Consider the following 17,996-nt stretch of genomic DNA (forward strand, 5'->3'; position numbering starts at 1 on the left):
TCCATTTTCTGCATTGATTTCTGTTTCGTGGTAGGTCACCTCTAAACCTGAGGCTCCTCCAGTAATTTCATTATCAGTATCCGTAAGTGTAAACATCCCAAAACCATCATTGTCTGGATCACAGTATCTCAGTGGCTGTGGTGTAAAAGCTATTGGCGCTTGCTCTACTACTAATTCTAAATTAGTGGTATCGAAACAGCCTGTATTGATGTTTTCTACACGTACAAAAATGATTTGTCCATTACTTGTATTAGTATATAAAGTTGGCAATGGATTTGTTTCTGTTTCTGCTTCTGCCAAAGTCTCATAGTAACTTACAGAATACGCAGGATTGTTTCCTGTGATTTCTGTGTTCTTTAGACTTAAGTCCATTTCTGTGAGACCGTCTGGTGTACCATCGTCACAAACTTCTAAAGCACTTGGTGCTACTAATTGTGGTAGAGGGTTAACTATTAAATCGAAAGTTGTGGTACTATAACAACTCGGAAATAATGGATCTTCTACCCTTACATATACCGTTTCTAGATTTACTGTGTTGTTAGTGTAACTCTCTGGTAACGCATCAGCATTATTATTTGCATCATCTTGGCTCGTATGAAATGAGACGTCGTAGACCATTGGATCTTGCCCTCCAAGAATAACACCTTTTTGACTGTTTAAATCAAAAGTAGCAAGTCCATCATTGCTAACGTCGTCACACACTTCCAAATCATTGGGAGGTGTGGCTAAAGCTCTATTATTAACCACTAAATTAAACATGGCAGACGTTGAAGCACTATAACAGTTTGTATCCCCTAAACTCGTCACTCTAACAAATATAGGTTGTGAATCTACAGTATTCGTATAGTCTAAAGGTAAAGTATTATCTCCTGAATCGGCATCTGCAAAATTTAAATGATAAGTCACCGTAAAATCTGCTAGAGATTGCGCTCCTAATATATCTAATGTTTGTGCGCTCAAATCAAAATTAGCGAAACCGTCATTAGTTATATCATCACAGATTTCTAAATCTGCAACAGGATTAATTGTAGGAGCTAATACTGTAGTTAACGAAAATGACGTTATAGAAAAACAAGTTTGTGAAACCTCGGCTATACGTGCCCAAATGATTTGAGGACTAGCGGTATTAGTATAGAGACTTGGTAAAGCCCCTAAATTATCTATGGCATCTTGTTCTGATAAGTGATAACTTATAGGAAAACTTGTTGGATCTTGACTTCCTAATATATTAGTATCGTTTACCGCTAAATTGAACTCCTCTGTCCCTGAATCACTACACTGCACTAAATCTATTGCCGTATCAGCGATTGGACTATCTCTAAATTCTACTATTATTGAATCCGCAGAACCAGAACAAACACTCTCTAATTCAAAATCAGCAAAATAGATTCCTGGCTCAGTGACACTGATAGTTGAAGACGTTTCACCAGGAATAACAACTCCATCTTTATACCAAACATGGCTTGCGTTATCTAGCCTTGTATTTAAAACAACCTCTGTACCATCACATGGAGCATTCCCACGTTCAATAGTCATGTCATCACCTAAATTTCCACCTAAATCGAAACTACCCGCTTTGATAAAAACACCTGAATCATATTGATTATCCCTATCATCTGCAATAACCAATTTTATTGTATAAGTTTCACCAGAAACAACTGAAGCGCTCGCCGTAAAAACACGTGTTCTGCCATCAAATGCTATTGGGGGCTGACCATTAGGAGTATAACCGCCAAAATACCGCTCATTGATACCCCCGCACGGTGCACCATTATCAGGATGTATATTAGTTACTAAAATAGGTTCATTAGAATTTGGTAAAACTGCTAAATTAGAAACATTACCAGAGGAGTCTGTTAGTAAGAAAGCAAAGGCATCAGAATAATCACATTCAAAACTCCCCATATCATACTCCTCAGAAGCCATTAAAAAGTCAAAACTAATACTATCCGCTAAAGGAATAAAATCGAATTGAATAGAGCTAGCATTATGAGAATCAACACCAAGTGCTAAATCTAAGCTATCATCACCAGGCCAAACACCTGTTCCTTCACTTAAAGTTATATCATTAGGCCCACCTGCATCACTAGCTTCACCACTGGTTAGCAACAAACCATCTTCAAAAGGAAAATCAGTACCATTACTAAAAAAATAACCGATTCCATTTGGCTCATCAGCACTATGAGAAATTCCTGTTGAGGCAATAATATTAGATACTGATGCACATGGACTATTTACTAAAACATCTTCAATTAATTGCTCTGGAGTAAACAAATCTTGATCTACCACAACATTCGATCCCAAAACAAAAACGGTGATTGTATCTGTATCTGTACATTCTTGTGGATTAGCATCCGTAACTATTAAAGTAACCGTATACGTACCCGGATTATCAAAAGTATTGGTAACATTAGTACCAGAAGCTTCATTGCCGTCTCCAAAATCCCAATCATAAGTAGCACCTGTATCATCCAAGGAAAAAGTTGCACTTCCAGAAAAATCAATAGATTCCCCAGGTAGAATACCTACAACTCCAGCATTATTAATAGCAGGGGTCGTATTATCTATAGAAGCGATAATATCCTGACAAGCTGTAGCACATAAAATATCAGCTTCCCAACCTGGACTAGTTCCATTGGCGTTGGATATAAATTCAATGGTTAAGCAACCAGAAGTGTTAGTCTCAGAAGCTCTAACATTGAAAGCGCCAACAGGCCCAAAATAAGTTCCTATTAATGGTGCTGAAGTATTGTTATCACCATCATAAATTCTCATCACATCTTGGTCATCCCCGGTTTGCGTAAAAAAAGACTGAAAATCAAGAATTGTAAATTCACCTGGGTTTTCTGGACAAATAGTAGTTACAAAATTTTCATCTGTATCATAATTACCATACTCCCCGCCAGAATCAAAAAACTTATCTGGTGCACAACGTGTAAACGTTCCGTTTTGCATTGATATATCTTGAGCAAAACTAATTGTAGAGATGATTAAGGCAAGAAAACATAAGGTTTTTTTCATAATTCAATACTTCAATTCAATTACGCTAAAACTTATGAGTTAAAACAAAAAACGCCGCGTAAATTTGGTTGAACACGAAATTTAGTCAAATTATATCAATTGACTTTATTTATAGTTATAAAACATCATCTAAAGGTTGAACTTTTAAGCTTGATATTTCATACTTTTGCAAATAAAAAAGATGTCACAAACTAAGATTTCCATAGTCTCTACTTCTAACGACGCCATTAAGAAATTTGAGGCTGATCGATTTTTAACCAATCATAATAGTTTCGAGTTCAACAACATAGACGACGCCAAACATTCTCCTTTGGCTCAGCAATTATTTTACCTTCCATTTGTTAAAAAAGTATATATCGCTTCAAATTTTATAGCCATAGAACGTTACAATATCGTTGAATGGAAAGATGTAGAAAATGAAGTTGCGCAACAAATTGAAGATTATTTATCTAAAAATGATATTGTAGTAAGTGAAGATGCTATAAAACCTAAGGCTGCGGTAACTGTATATGCAGAAAGCACACCTAATCCTGGTGTATTAAAATTTGTATGTAACAAAGTGTTAGTGCCAAATTTATATGAGTTTACCTCAATTGAAGACGCTAAGCCATCTCCTTTAGCGACAGCTTTATTCCAATTTCCATTTGTGAAGAATATTTACATGGAAAAGAATTTCATTTCTATTACTAAGTTTGATATTATAGAATGGGAAGAGATCACACTTCAATTGCGAGAGTTTTTAAAATCTTATGTTGAAGATGGAAAAACCATTTTAAATGATGATGCTCCGAAACAGTTGAAAAAAACAGAAGAAGCTATTGAGCAAAAATTCGAAGCTTTAGATGATATTTCAAAAAATATTATAAATATTTTAGAAGAATACATTAAGCCAGCTGTTGAAAGCGATGGAGGAAATATTGAATTTATATCTTACGATGAAGCCACCAAAAAAGTTGAAGTGTTATTACAAGGAGCTTGTAGTGGCTGCCCATCATCAACTTTCACTCTTAAAAATGGTATTGAGACTATGTTGAAAGATATGCTGAATGACAATTCTATTAGCGTAAACGCTATAAATGGTTAAAATTCGTTAACTTTAAAAGAGGACTAATCTTAAATTAGATATTATAATGACTCAATGTGCAAATCAGGGCTAGAGCATTAGATCTCAAATTGCATTTAAAAAAACTTGATTGCATTCTGGATAGCTCCATATTGCAGTGATAAAGTTTTCTTCGCAAAACCAAATTTTAGATTTAGCCAAGGTATAAACCACTATTAAAATTGAAGTAAAACCACTTTAACAAAAGTCGCCCCTTACATTACAGACAAGTTTCTATCTTTAAAATCAGAAAATTCTAAGGATATAATATTCAGTAATGGATATATTGCTGATGGCAATATTAAAGCCAATAAATGTATACAGATGCTCACTCAAATGTTTAGTTGTTATAAAAAAGTATTCGAGTTTTGCTCTATAAATAAAAGAACAATTTCTAAATTCCTTTCCAAAGAACGAGATAAAGCCAAAGTCATACATTAAAATTCAAGACTTAAAAAATGAAAATAGTCTCTTAATTATCTTCTATTTCTAAATAATAAAGGTTTTTTATAAAGTAATGTTTCATTAGACAAATTAGAATTAAGGTAAATGTTTTTTAAGCCTGTTTGCGACAGTAAATATTGCTAATGTTAAATCTAACCTTGAAATTTTATAACTGATGAAAATTTATTAGTTTCGCTAACTTGATATTAAAAAAACTAGATTTTCATTATCTATAAAGTCAATGACATTTTTCTAAACTCATAAAAGTTAGGGAACATTGCAATAAAGCATTTCATAAAGCGATAATAATATTTGACGGGTTTATGTTTTAAAAAACATTATAACCTTGAATAGGAATATTATTAAATTTAACATTAATTAAAAAATTAAACCTTTAAATAAATTATGACACGTATTAAACTTCTCATTCCTATAATTTTATTAAGCTTATGCGCTACAGAAATAAGCTACGCACAGAATACAATCGCTAGTGAGAGTATGCGTGCACGCGATTTAGACCGTATGCAATCTGCTGGACAACTTAATAATAACAAATTATCTAATGCTGTAGGTTCTCCTTTTATAAAAGAATCATTTGAACTAGTAAAACTCGATAAATTTGGGGACCGCCTTTATCAAGCAAGATATAATGCAAATTTAGGTGAAATGCAGATTAAACGCGAAAACGACACGATTGCATTGAATAATTCTGAAGACATGACAATAACATTTACTTCAGATAGCAAAACTTATAAAACCTATAATTACATAAATAAAGAAGGTATATCAAAGCAAGGTTTTCTTGTTGTATTAAAAGAGACTGAATCTTTAACTCTATTACAAGAAGAAATCGTAAAATTCTACGAAAAAAAGCCAGCAGTTAGTAGTTATGCTAAAGAAAAACCTGCGGAATATAAAAGAGCAAATGATGTTTACTATTATAAACAAGATAATAAAGTATCCTTATTACCTCAAAAACGTAAAGATTTTTTAAAATCATTTCCTGCACATTCAGATAAGCTCAAAACTTATATAAAAAAAAATAGAATTAACCTTAAAGATCATGAAGATTTAATTACTTTATTTGAGTACATTAATACTTTATAATATAAACTAAATGAACATGGACACACAAAAATGGATTGACGAAGGTTACAATTTTATTATTGAGTTTGGCCCAAAAGTTATTGGAGCTATACTTATATGGATTATTGGTGGCTGGGCAATTAAAATGCTATTAAAAGGTGCTAAAAAAGCATTGAATAAAGGTGATTATGACGAAAGCCTAAAAAAATTCTTATTAAATCTTATTAGTTGGGTTTTAAAAATTCTTCTCATTATTGTCGTATTAAGTACAGTGGGTGTTGAAACAACCTCATTTGCTGCTATTATTGCTGCTGCTGGTTTGGCTATTGGTTTAGCTTTACAAGGGTCTTTAGCTAATTTTGCAGGCGGTGTTTTACTTATGATATTTAAGCCAATTAAATTAGGCGATTATATCGAAGCACAAGGTGAAGCTGGAACCGTTAAAGAAATTGAAATCTTTACCACCAAGTTATTAACACCAGACAACAAAGAAATTATTATTCCTAATGGAAGTCTTTCTAATGGTAATATAATAAACTTTTCAACAGAAGATAAACGACGCGTAGATTGGACATTTGGCGTAGGCTACGATTCTGACATTAAAAAAACTAAAGAGGTGATTTTAGCCGTTATACAAAAACATCCTCTAATACTTCAGGATCCGGCACCAGCCATTAACGTATCTGAATTAGCGGATAGCTCAATTAACTTTTTCACTAGAGTTTGGGTTAACACACCTGATTATTGGGCTGTAAAATTTGATATCACAGAACAAACCAAAGAAGCATTAGATGCGGCTGGTATTGATATACCTTACCCACATCAAGTAGAAATACAAAAAGAAGGTTAAGCTTTCTTTTTTAAAGCTACAAAATCCTTTAAATAATAAGGTTCAAAATAAGCGACATCTTCGGTGTCGCTTTTTTTGTGCTTATTTTCTGCTAAAGAAGCCATCTGATTTGCAGAAGGTAATTTTCCATCTACAAATACAGCATTAGGATGCTGAATTAGGCTTTTAGTCTTTTCTACACCATTTCCTACAAAATAAACTTTATGATCCTTTAAAAGCGCGCTAAAACTCTCTTCTGTGATAATTTCAGCTTCTATTTCTCTATGCAATTCTAAATTTGAATTATAGATTGCTGAATACACTTCCATACGTCGGGCATCTAACATCGAAACAATAAACCCATCAGCAATGGTTACTTGATGCGCTAAACTTTCTAACGTTGAAATAGCTATTAATGGTTTATTTAATGCGAAACACAACCCTTTTGCTGAAGACACACCTATGCGTAAGCCTGTATAAGAACCAGGTCCTTTACTCACGGCTACAGCATCTATTTCAGAAGGTTTAATTTTTGAAATCTTAAAAACTTCATCTATAAAAAGATGTAAAGTCTCTGCATGAGAATAGCCTAAACTATTATCTTCTTTTAAAACTAAAGTCTCTCCATCCTTGGATAGAGAGACTGAACAATTTGTAGTTGCTGTTTCTATATTTAGCACTAATGCCATTAGCTAATTGGTGTTTTTTATTCCTCGCTTTTAACGTCAGAAGCTTCTAAGGAACTTTTATTTTTTACTTGAATTAAATCTCCTGGGCTAAGGTTTTTAGAAACCATAATGTATGGTCCTGTAATGATTTCATCATCTTTAGTTAATCCTGAAACGATTTCAATATTTGTATCATCTTGAATACCTGTCTTAATAACTCTCAGTTTGGCTTTGCCATTTTCGTTTACAAATACGCATTCAAATTTTTGCTCTTCAGTATCATAATCTCCTGTATCTACAGTTGTTGTTTTTTCGTATGTCTTTTTGGTTGAGCTCGTATCTGTTTTAATCACAATGGCACTGATGGGTACCGAAATAGCATCTTTTCTAGTTTTTGTAATGATGTCTACAGTAGCAGTCATTCCTGGCCTAAAAGGTGAATATGTTTCAGGTTTCCCTTCAGTTAAATCTTTATAAGACTCTTCTATTATTCTAACTTTAACTTTAAAATTAGTCACCTGATCTGCAGCTAAAGTACCAGCAGCTGAATTGGCAATAGCCGTAACAACTCCTTTAAATTGTTTCTTTAAGTAAGCATCAACTTCAACAATTGTAGAATCACCAATGTTTACTTTTACAATGTCATTTTCATTCACATCAACTTCAACTTCCATATTCTTTAGGTTAGCTACACTCAAAATTGGTGTACCTGCCATTTGTTGCGTGCCAACCACACGTTCACCTAACTCTACACTTAAGAGTGAAATTGTACCTGTCATTGGAGAATAAATCGTTGTTCTACTTAAATTGTCTTTAGCTTCATTTACTGTAGCTGCAGCACTTTGCACACTGTAATAAGCAGAACTTTTACCAGCAACAGCAGTTTCATAAGCTGCAATAGAACGGTCCCATTCTGATTTAGAAATAACGCCTTTGTTAAAAAGAGTTTGGTTTCTCTCGTAATCAGCTTTGGCTTGTTTTAAATTAGCCTCTGCTTGTTCTAAACCTGCTCTTACATTTTGATACGACGCCTGAGTTCTACTTACTGCAGACTGAATTAAATCTGGATTTACACGAACTAACAAATCACCTTTCTTAACTTCTTGACCTTCTTTGAATGGTAACTCTAAAATTTCACCTGATACTTCTGAAGATATTTTCACTTCTACTTCTGGCTGAATCTTTCCTGTAGCAGATACGGTTTCAACAATATCTTTTAAAGTCACTTCTTTAATAGTGACTTCTTTAAAATCTCCTTTTTCACCAAACCATCCCATTTTAGATCCTGCAACTACGACTAATAGTCCTACAATGAAAAGTCCGATAATAATTTTTACTGTTTTGCTCATAATTAAAACTTTAGTTCAGTTGCTGGAATTCCGAAATACAATTCGAGAACCTTTAACTTAAATATGTAATCGTATTTAGCACGATTTAATTCGATATTAGCGTTGTCATATCTAAGCTTAGACTGGCTAAAATCGAAAGCATTGGTTAGACCAACATCATAACGTTCTTTAGCGTAATCGTAAGCTAATTCTTGAGATTCTACAGCTAATTTTGCTGCTTCATAAGATTTTAAAGTTCCTTTAGCATCAACATAAGCTTGGTACACTGTAGATTCTAAATCTAATTCTGCTTGTTCTAATTGAAACTTAGAACGCTCTAAATTAATTTTACTTCTTTGAATATTTCCTTTAGTTGTAAATCCATTTAAAATAGGAATATTTAATTGCAAGCCATAAGAAATACCATCGTTTTGATACAGTTGGTCTATAAAAGGGTCTGCCCCAAGAACAACTGTACTTGTATTCGGAACCTGAGCAACTACAGATTGACCTGTCCCTTCAACCGTACCTATTTGTTGTGTGGTTATTGGATTATCACTGTCTATTTGTTGAATAAACGATGTTGCATCTGTATATCTTGTGTCATAACCAAAGAAAGCTGATAATGTTGGGTAATTAGCGCTTTTAGAAATCTGTAAATCTTTTTTTGCTAATTCTACATTTTGCTCTGCAATCTTAATTTCAGAACGTGTTTCTTTAGCTTTGGATACGATTTCTGATACATTTTTACTTGAAATACCATCGTCTACGATGTCGTAGCCTTCATCTTCAATATCAAAATTTTCATAATCTTTAATTAATAATAATTGTGCCAGACTAATTAGTGAAATCTGAATACTATTTTCTGCATTAATAATAGATTGCTGTTCACTAGCATCTGTTGCTTTAATCTCTAAAAGATCGCCTCTAGGTAAGGATCCGGCATCAACTAATTCTTGCGTTCTTTGAATCTGTGCTTTGGTGACTTCATTTTGAGACTTAAAAACCTCGAGATTTGCCTTATTTAATATCACTTGTAAATAGTTATTAGCTACAAAAAGTGAAATATCGTCTTTCATTTTATCCAAACGATATTGACTCGCTATTTTAGAGATGTCTGCGCGCTGCAATTGTCTAAAATTTCTAAGTCCATCAAACAATGTATAACCTACATTAATTCTACCTGTAACAGATAAAAAAGTGGTGGTTTGCGCATTATTTGTTACAGGGTTAAAACTTAAACCTGTATTTTCTGAGACTCCACCACTAGCGCTAAGTGATGGTAAAAAATTACCTTTCGCTGTAAGTTTATCTACATCTGCAAGCTCTAAATCTAACGCACTTTGTTTAACAGAAATATTATTTTCTAAGGCATATTCTACACATTCTTTTAAGGTCCATTTTTTATTTTGTCCTTGTGCTAAAACCCCAAAAAGAAGCAATACTATTATGATTGATTTTTTCATGATGCTTATTGGTCTATGTAACCCCTTAAGTGTTACACTTAATTAAAAAAAATTCTTGTTTAGCGTCTATTAATACGCTTATTTTTTAGAAGTATGGTGAAATCCTAAATCTCATAGACTAATTGACTTTACCTTAACTCTATTCATAAGACTACAAATTGCCAGAAATGTTACAAACTTTGATTTGCATTTTCTGTTTTATCTGGTTTACTGAATTTTCTGTAAATAATAAAACCAAGAGCACCAACCAAAATATAAGGCACAGCCATTAAGAAAACGATACCATCATTAATACCTTCGGCCATATTTTGATCTTCCCCACTTTCTAAAACAGCTCTACACATAGCGCATTGTGCATTTGTTTTTAGAAAGAAAAGTAAAGCGATAATAGACAATAAAATCTTACGTCCCATAATTAGATATAATAAGGTGAAATCATAAGGTAAACTACAACACCAGTTACGGCGACATACAACCACATTGGAAATGTAATTCTAGCTATTTTTCTATGACGTTCTATGTCATTAGTGATTCCTCTTACGTAAGTAATCAATACAAAAGGAATAATAACAATAGATAATACAATGTGGGTAATAAGAATAAAGTAATAGATGTATTTAATTGCACCTTCACCTCCAAATTGTGTAGAATCAGACGTCATATGATAAGCAACATACATGATAAGAAAAATGACAGACGTCCACACGGATGTTGTCATTAAGTTTTCATGAAGTACAATGTTTTTTTTCTTAATTGCCATAAAGGCTAATATCAAGAGTAACGCGGTAAATCCATTTATAGTAGCATAAATGGGTGGCAAAAAAGTTAGAGGTTGAACATCGTAACCCAAATCTTGTAATTTAACCCGTGATAAAATAGCAACTACAACTGGAATAATTATTGATAAAACAATAATCCATTTATTATACTTCTTAGCTTTTACATGATCCACTTTATCCATAACTATTCCTTTAACAACTTAGCAATATCTTCTTTTAAAATCGTTATTTCTTGAGGGATTCCATCTTCATCAACACCTATTTCTTCTGAAATTAATCCATTATAGAAAATCTTAGGGTTTCCAAAATCATCTGTTCTAGATCTTATATAACCTTCTTTATCTATTAAAGCAAAGTTTCCTGAGTGTTCAAAACCCCCTTCTACACTATCGTCCTTAGCCGTATAAAGATTAAAGCCTTCATTTGCCAATTTATAAATAGCACTTTCATCACCCGTTAGAAAATGCCAATTAGGATTCGTTACGTTATACTTCTCTGCGTAAGCTTTTAAAACCTCGGGAGTATCTATTTCAGGTGAAATTGTAAATGAAGCGATTCCGAAATCTTCCAATCCATCAAACTGATTTTGAACTCCGACTAAATTCCTATTCATTATAGGGCAAATTGTTGGACACGTGGTAAAGAAAAACTCTACAACATAAACCTTACCTAAATAATCGTTATTTGTAATTGTAATCCCATCCTGATTTGTAAAACTAAATTCAGGTACTTTTTTAGCTTCACCATTTATTTCTAAATAGACTAAATCACTTTTATTCTGTTTCGTATCTTTTACTTTAGAATTAGAAGTTGAAACACCTTTACTACGGCTTTCATCTCTTATGACATCTCCTTCGCTAACACGATCTATGATTTTAGGAATAAATATGATGCCAAATACTAGAATTACAAATGCAATTCCAACGTACGAATAATTTGATTTTTTACTCATTATCTTCTTTTAATTCTCTGTTTCTTCTTGAATCAGAATTCTCAAATTTACCTTCTCTTTTTTGACGGTATTCAGTAAATAGAATACGAACATCATCACTCATCATATTTTTTATTTCTGCTACTTCTATACTGTTATAAGAATACACACTAAAGGCTGGCTTTTTATCTTCAACTTCCTTTTCGTCTCGTCCATCTAATCGGCCACGTTGACTTAAGTCTTTATCTATAATAAAAACATCACTTACAGATAAATCTTCACCTAGATTGTCTTTAGACTTTAAAGTATTATAAAGCATTTTTATTTCTCCTTCCGTAGCAAAAGCGTAATGCCAGTATTTTAAATCTTCGTAAGTGTTAATTTCTTTCTTTAGTGCTTTTATATCGTTTTCAGTCCCTTTAGGTACTACGATTACAATTTGAAAATTCTTGAAGCCTTTAAATTTATCATAAACCAACTCCTTAAGGTTAGAAGCTGCAATCATTTTATCTAAAGGTCTTTTTCCTAAAAAACCTAAAACTGTAATATGCCCTTTTAAGGCAACACTATCAGTTCTATCAGAAATAAAACCCTCTATATCAGAAACATTATTATTTACAATATTTAAGGGATCGTAATTATGCTTTGCAGGATAAAGCATTAGTAAAAATGCAACAGGTAAAAAGAATAATATACCAAGAACTATATAGCGTTTTGCTTTGTCTGTTTTCATTTTTAGAGGCCTAAAATCCTTATTTTAATGGGATTGATTACCAATAATCTATCTTAGATTACTGATATACAAAAATAGAAAAGGTGGTTTAGAAAAACCACCTTTTAATTGTATTTAACACTTTGCTTTCGCGCAGTTAAAATCTATGTATTTTATTTAAAAATTATGCTTAATCAAGGCATCATCACCGTTGTAAACATTGAAGACATAACCACCTTCTTGAAGTAAAATAAACATTAAGTAGCATATTAGAAAAACACCCGTCCAAACGATCATTTTTCTCATACTACCAGTCTCATCTCTTAAGTGCATAAAATCCCATGCGATGTAATAAGCTTTGATGATTGTTAATACAATAAAGATTAAGTTTAAAGGCTTCATGTAAACAATAGGAGATAAAATAATATTACCTATAGTTGCAAAGAAACCACCTTCTATAGGGTCCATCCAAGTATGCATAAACATATCTGGTTTATAGATCCCCAACACAACCTCTACTACGGTTATAAAAGTTAGAAAAGCTAAAACTCCCCATATCTTTTGCGTGTTAGATTTAAATTTCCAACGTCCTCTAAATATTTCTAATTTATGTTCGTGTGCCATAATTTAATCTTAATGTCATGTGATTCTATTTACTATATAATAAAAGACACATGCTGTTGTTAGCTATTAACCATTTTATTGAGCGATATAACATTTTATATGCTCGTTTCTTTTTATACTAAATAGAAGAATGTGAATACAAATACCCATACTAAATCGACAAAGTGCCAATATAGACCTACTTTTTCTACCATTTCATAACTTCCGCGTCGCTCGTAAGTTCCTAGAATTACATTAAAGAATATAATAATATTTATTATTACCCCAGATAATACGTGGAAACCGTGAAAACCTGTAATAAAGAAAAAGAAGTCGGCAAATAATGTTGTACCGTATTCATTAACCTGAAGGTTAGCACCTTTAACTACTAGCTTACCATTTTCTTTTATTTGCTTAAGCGATTCTGCTCTAGATAACACTGTTTTATGACCATCCTCATCTATAAACTGGTTTCTTACTAAAACATTTTCATTAGCAACTAAACCTGCATATATTTCATTAACAGTATAAGGAGGCAACGTCCCTTCATCTACAAACCAAAGTCCATTTTTACGCTCATGATCAACACGATCACTTGCTTGCGCTATAGCTAAATCTTCAATTGATACACGTTTGAATTTCTCTTCACCATCAACGGTTACATACTCACCAAACTGCAAAATGTTACCACCTTTAGTTTGAACAGCACCATAATCGCCTTGAATAAATGTTGCCCATTCCCAAGCCTGAGAACCAACGAATATCGCTCCACCAATAATGGTTAAGAACATATATATCGTCACTTTGGCTTTATTCATATGATGACCAGCATCCACTGCTAATACCATTGTTACCGACGACATAATAAGTATAAACGTCATAAATGCCACATATATCATTGGCAATTCTTGACCATGTAAAAACGGTACGTGTGTAAACACTTCATCCGCAATTGGCCATTCGTTTATAAACTTAAATCTCGAAAAACCGTAAGCGGCCAAGAAACCTGAAAATGTTAATGCATCAGATACAATGAAAAACCACATCATCATTTTTCCGTAACTTGCTTTGAGCGGCTTATTGCCACCACCCCAAGTTTTTTCTTCTGTACCAGTACTAGCTACTGTAGAATCCATAGAATTTATTTAAATTTTTAAGATTGGACAAAAATAATCAAATTATATATCTAAAAAAATATAAAAACAAAAAGAGCACAAGCCAAAGCATATCTACGAAATGCCAAAAATTGGCAGCTAGTTCAAAACCCAACATATTGTTGGAGTTATACTTTTGTTTAAAATGATTATAAATTACAACAATCAGACATATTAGACCAGCAATGACGTGCGCTATATGCAATATTGCTATGACATAAATGTATGACATTGTGATATTACTCGTTGGTCCTGTAAAATAATAACCCGACATTATAATTTCACCAAAACCAGCAAACTGACTGTAAACGAATGCAATACCCAATCCTAGGGTAACAAATAACCAGACCGTTACCATTTGCATTTTATTTTGTTCTAATGCGCGTTTCCCTAAAATAAAAGTTAAGCTACTTAATAGAATAAGTACTAAACTCACAAAAAAGGCATTCGGCAATTGAAATTCAATTAACCAATCTTCATTAAGTCGTTGTTTACTACTCACAATAAAAGCACTAATTAAGCCAGCAAATGACATAATTAAAGAACCAATACCAAACCATAGCATCATCTTTTTAGATCGTGCCTTCTTAACCTGCTGTGTGCCTTGTGTTAAATCCATTTATCTTAAAAATTTATCTGCAACATATATAATTTGCAATAACGTAATATAAAACACACTAGATAGCATGAGTTGTTTTGCTGCTTTTATGGAACGTTCTTTAAATAATCTAATCGCATAAACCAACATTACTAAACCAAGTATAAAGACTAGAATAGCTCCTACAATTGATAATTTTAAATCGCCTGTAAATCCTAATACTGGAATTATAGATACAATAACCGTCCAAACACTATACATTATGATTTGTACAGCAGTTCCTTTATCTGGGCTTCCGGTAGGTAACATGTGGAAACCTCCTTTTTTATAATCTTCGTGTAAAAACCAACCTATAGACCAAAAATGTGGAAATTGCCAAAAAAACTGAATAGCAAATAGAGTTCCTGCTTCAATACCAAAGGCATTACGAGCAGCAACCCAGCCTAACATAAATGGGATGGCTCCTGGCAACGCACCAACAAACACAGCTAAAGACGTTTTTGTTTTTAACGGTGTGTATACACTTGTATATAAAAAGATGGAAATAGCACCATACATGGCTGTTTTAGGGTTAATAATATATAATGTAATTAAACCTAAAATAGTAAACGTTGTTGCAATTATAAAAGCCGTATTTACCGACATTCTACCTGCAGGAATTGGTCTGTTTTTGGTTCTATCCATTAGCGCATCTAATTCGCGCTCAATGATTTGGTTATAAGCATTAGATGCTCCAACCATAAAGTAGCCACCAAAAGCAAGCAATGCAATTGTAGTAAAACTTATTGTTTCTGCGCCAAGAAAATAGCCAGCAATAGAGGAAAAAACAACACTCAGGGACAATCCCATCTTGGTAATTTCCTTGAAATCTGTTATCACAGAAGCTGTTGATATCGAAGATTTTGTATAACTCAAACTATGCTATTTTGTTTCTTTTAAAAGCGACAGCAAAGATAGTTTGAAAATTGATTCTGACCAACGTTAAACTTTAGTTTTATTAATATACAAACGTAGCATGTTTAGCGCCTAGCAAAAACAGCATTACTAATATGAAATTAAAATAAATTATATAAGCTTAGAACTATAAAGAAAACTCTTTTTATATATCATTATACCAGTTGAATAAGTCCGTGCGTAGCCCAACACTAAACCAAAGGGTATTAGAATCTTTCGTTGATGCTGTTATTGCATCTGGATTAAAATCTCTGTATATAATATTAGTAAACAATTTTAAGTTGGTTGCAGGGTTTAATAAATAGCCCGCCTGTATCTCAGTCATAAAACTATTGGTTTTATTTCCTTGTCCAATTTTTATTCCCGTATCAGCGTTACGATCATTATAATCTCTATAAATATCACCTCCGTAAGAAAAACTATCTTCATCGGTGTTAAAATCGAAACCACGTTGCCCAATGATAAACTTTGCATCACCAAACCAACGCTTATAATTATAACGACCAATTAAGACTAATTCTCTAAAATTAGCTCCCCAAAGGTGTGCCATTGGCTGATTAAAATTCGCATAATTAAGAACCTGAGTATTATGCGAATAAGTATATGGTCTCACACGGTTGTATTCTGCTTGAAGCAATAAGTTATCAACCTTAAAGGCATTAAAATACTTCGCCCCCAACTGAAATCCGAATTTGTTTTTCCAACTCTTTTCACCTGCTTTAACCTCACTTAATGAAAATTCATCTAAAATAAACTGCCCATAAAGATTCACTTTATTATTCCATTTATATTTAGAAGACAGACCAAGAATCGCATTTCCGGCTCCTTGACCTGTTTGAAATTCAATAGCTCTAAAGAATATAATTGGATTTAAATAATTAACATCAAAACCTCTTCCGTTGGTATCTGACCAAACTACGGATTCAAATAATCCAATGTTTAAGCGCTTAGAAACATTCCAACTTAAGTAATGATTCGCCATGTATTTAGTCAAAAATGCTTTATCTACAATAACGTCATCCCTAACATCTTTTAACCACATCCAAGTACTGGTATATTTTATTTTCCAGAACGTAGCATTCAATTTTAAGAACGGATAAGGACTTGAAACATCACTTTGCAACAAAGAACGATACCCATCTCCTATAAAGTTTTTTCCGTGACCAAATTGAACATTTAAAAAATCGGCAGGAGTATAAGACATATAGGCTTCAGCTACTGGATAATCATAAGAATCCTCTTTAAAACGTTTTCCAATGCCTCGACCCGGAATTATTGCCGGATCTGGACCAAAAGCTTTTAAGCTTTCTGCATATTGATTAAAATAATCTGCAAAACGACCTTGACTCTCATATACAGAAGCTGTTAAATTAAAACGTTTACCTAAGCCGGCTTGTATATTAACACCACGTGTATTATTCCAAGTGGAATTAAAGTCGGCTTCGGTATCTTTACCAACTTGTAGATCTAATATAGGATCTACTGTAAACCAATAATTTTCACTTTGTATTTCTACTAAATGTTCATTGAACACTTTTCTACCGATCCATGTATCAGTATCTTTTGCTAAGCTTTCCTTTTCTGCTTTAATATCGTAATATCTTGCCACATCACTATACACAAAAGGTTTAGCAGCAGTATGACTATTAGTCCCAATAGCATTCATTTCGTCATCGAAACGTGCGTAATACGAATGTGTAAAAGGCACATTTAACTCACTACTGTATTCTAATTTTTCGTAATCCGTTATCGCTTTATCAACGTTATCAAATTCATTAGATAAGATAGCATTAAGACTGTCTTTTTCTGTAAGTTTAATTTCGTCAGTAGGCTTTAAAATTTCCTCAACAGGCTGGGTTAATGGAATGGCAATACTAATGCTATATTGAACAAATGTTGGATTACCGTTATAGGTTGCAGGTTGTATTTTTGGAAGTAAATCGAAAACACGCTTGCTTTCTGTTTTTAATTCTTCATAAATAGCATCTGTATAGATCGCTTTAAACTCTCCTTCTTTATTAACTTCAAATAATATCTTAACGTCACCTACATAAGACTCGTCTGATACGATTTGAGGTATTTCAAAATTTTCGTAAATAAAGGTATTTAATGTAAAGTTGAAACACGATTTCAACTGATCTACAGCAACAGAATCACATTGCTGAAAAACAGGAGACTTTTCGTAAGTTAATAAGGTTTGAGTATAACCAAAAGTGGTCGTTAACAGAATAGCAAATAGCACAATGCGCTTCATAAAGGACTTAATTTTAATGGGCGAAAGATACTTAAATTTTTTAGTAACCTGTAAACCTATTGTTGTA

The 17,996-nt window shown here is 32.9% G+C and carries 16 protein-coding genes; 3 read left to right on the forward strand and 13 right to left on the reverse strand.

The genetic code is table 11. The features are described 5' to 3' along the window. On the reverse strand, positions 1 to 3,021 hold a 3,021-nt coding region (locus tag DFQ09_RS11240), incomplete at its 3' end, for a choice-of-anchor L domain-containing protein (protein WP_245940354.1). 181 nt (positions 3,022 to 3,202) lie between these two features. On the opposite strand from DFQ09_RS11240, the gene DFQ09_RS11245 reads away from it, so the two are divergent. From DFQ09_RS11245 to DFQ09_RS11255, 3 genes are all read left to right on the forward strand, one after another. After that, entirely contained in the window at positions 3,203 to 4,105 is a 903-nt protein-coding gene (locus tag DFQ09_RS11245) for a NifU family protein (protein WP_115810378.1), read from the forward strand. Positions 4,106 to 4,972: 867 nt separating this feature from the next. After that, positions 4,973 to 5,674, forward strand: coding sequence for a hypothetical protein (locus DFQ09_RS11250; RefSeq protein WP_115810380.1), 702 nt, complete (start codon positions 4,973 to 4,975; stop codon positions 5,672 to 5,674). A gap of 16 nt (positions 5,675 to 5,690) precedes the next feature. Beyond that, on the forward strand, positions 5,691 to 6,503 hold the full coding sequence (locus tag DFQ09_RS11255; RefSeq protein WP_115810893.1) for a mechanosensitive ion channel family protein: 813 nt from the start codon (positions 5,691 to 5,693) through the stop codon (positions 6,501 to 6,503). Here DFQ09_RS11255 and tsaB read toward each other — a convergent pair. The 12 genes from tsaB to DFQ09_RS11315 form a co-directional block, all read right to left on the reverse strand. Next, a complete protein-coding gene (gene tsaB / locus DFQ09_RS11260; protein ID WP_115810382.1) occupies positions 6,500 to 7,171 on the reverse strand; it encodes a tRNA (adenosine(37)-N6)-threonylcarbamoyltransferase complex dimerization subunit type 1 TsaB in 672 nt (223 codons plus the stop codon). The genes DFQ09_RS11255 and tsaB overlap by 4 nt on opposite strands. 17 nt (positions 7,172 to 7,188) lie before the next feature. Then, positions 7,189 to 8,499 (reverse strand): efflux RND transporter periplasmic adaptor subunit, encoded by a 1,311-nt coding sequence (locus DFQ09_RS11265; protein WP_115810384.1) that lies wholly within the window; start codon positions 8,497 to 8,499, stop codon positions 7,189 to 7,191. A gap of 2 nt (positions 8,500 to 8,501) precedes the next feature. Continuing rightward, positions 8,502 to 9,944 carry a TolC family protein gene (locus DFQ09_RS11270; RefSeq protein ID WP_115810386.1) on the reverse strand — a complete coding sequence of 481 codons (1,443 nt, stop codon included), beginning with the start codon at positions 9,942 to 9,944 and terminating at the stop codon, positions 8,502 to 8,504. A 170-nt stretch (positions 9,945 to 10,114) separates the two neighbouring features. Further along, positions 10,115 to 10,357: a hypothetical protein gene (locus DFQ09_RS11275; protein ID WP_115810388.1), complete on the reverse strand. Its 243-nt coding sequence runs from the start codon at positions 10,355 to 10,357 to the stop codon at positions 10,115 to 10,117. A gap of 2 nt (positions 10,358 to 10,359) precedes the next feature. Next, on the reverse strand, positions 10,360 to 10,905 hold the full coding sequence (locus DFQ09_RS11280; RefSeq protein WP_181897173.1) for a DUF420 domain-containing protein: 546 nt from the start codon (positions 10,903 to 10,905) through the stop codon (positions 10,360 to 10,362). A 2-nt stretch (positions 10,906 to 10,907) separates the two neighbouring features. Next, the gene (locus DFQ09_RS11285) at positions 10,908 to 11,675 is read right to left on the reverse strand and encodes an SCO family protein (RefSeq protein WP_115810390.1); all 768 of its coding nucleotides are present in this window, start codon (positions 11,673 to 11,675) and stop codon (positions 10,908 to 10,910) included. Next, entirely contained in the window at positions 11,668 to 12,387 is a 720-nt protein-coding gene (locus DFQ09_RS11290) for a hypothetical protein (protein WP_115810392.1), read from the reverse strand. Before DFQ09_RS11290 ends, DFQ09_RS11285 begins: the two co-directional genes overlap by 8 nt. A 156-nt stretch (positions 12,388 to 12,543) precedes the next feature. Next, entirely contained in the window at positions 12,544 to 12,990 is a 447-nt protein-coding gene (locus DFQ09_RS11295; RefSeq protein WP_115810394.1) for a cytochrome C oxidase subunit IV family protein, read from the reverse strand. A gap of 113 nt (positions 12,991 to 13,103) precedes the next feature. Beyond that, positions 13,104 to 14,105: a cytochrome c oxidase subunit 3 gene (locus DFQ09_RS11300; protein WP_115810396.1), complete on the reverse strand. Its 1,002-nt coding sequence runs from the start codon at positions 14,103 to 14,105 to the stop codon at positions 13,104 to 13,106. Positions 14,106 to 14,142: 37 nt separating this feature from the next. After that, the gene (locus DFQ09_RS11305) at positions 14,143 to 14,742 is read right to left on the reverse strand and encodes a cytochrome c oxidase subunit 3 (RefSeq protein ID WP_115810398.1); all 600 of its coding nucleotides are present in this window, start codon (positions 14,740 to 14,742) and stop codon (positions 14,143 to 14,145) included. Continuing rightward, positions 14,743 to 15,636 carry a heme o synthase gene (cyoE, locus tag DFQ09_RS11310; RefSeq protein ID WP_115810400.1) on the reverse strand — a complete coding sequence of 298 codons (894 nt, stop codon included), beginning with the start codon at positions 15,634 to 15,636 and terminating at the stop codon, positions 14,743 to 14,745. Between the two features lie 184 nt (positions 15,637 to 15,820). Further along, on the reverse strand, positions 15,821 to 17,929 hold the full coding sequence (locus DFQ09_RS11315) for a gliding motility protein RemB (protein WP_115810402.1): 2,109 nt from the start codon (positions 17,927 to 17,929) through the stop codon (positions 15,821 to 15,823). Positions 17,930 to 17,996: the final 67 nt, after the last annotated feature.

Origin of the sequence: Winogradskyella pacifica (genome assembly GCF_003386275.1) — a bacterium.
Classification (GTDB): domain Bacteria; phylum Bacteroidota; class Bacteroidia; order Flavobacteriales; family Flavobacteriaceae; genus Winogradskyella; species Winogradskyella pacifica.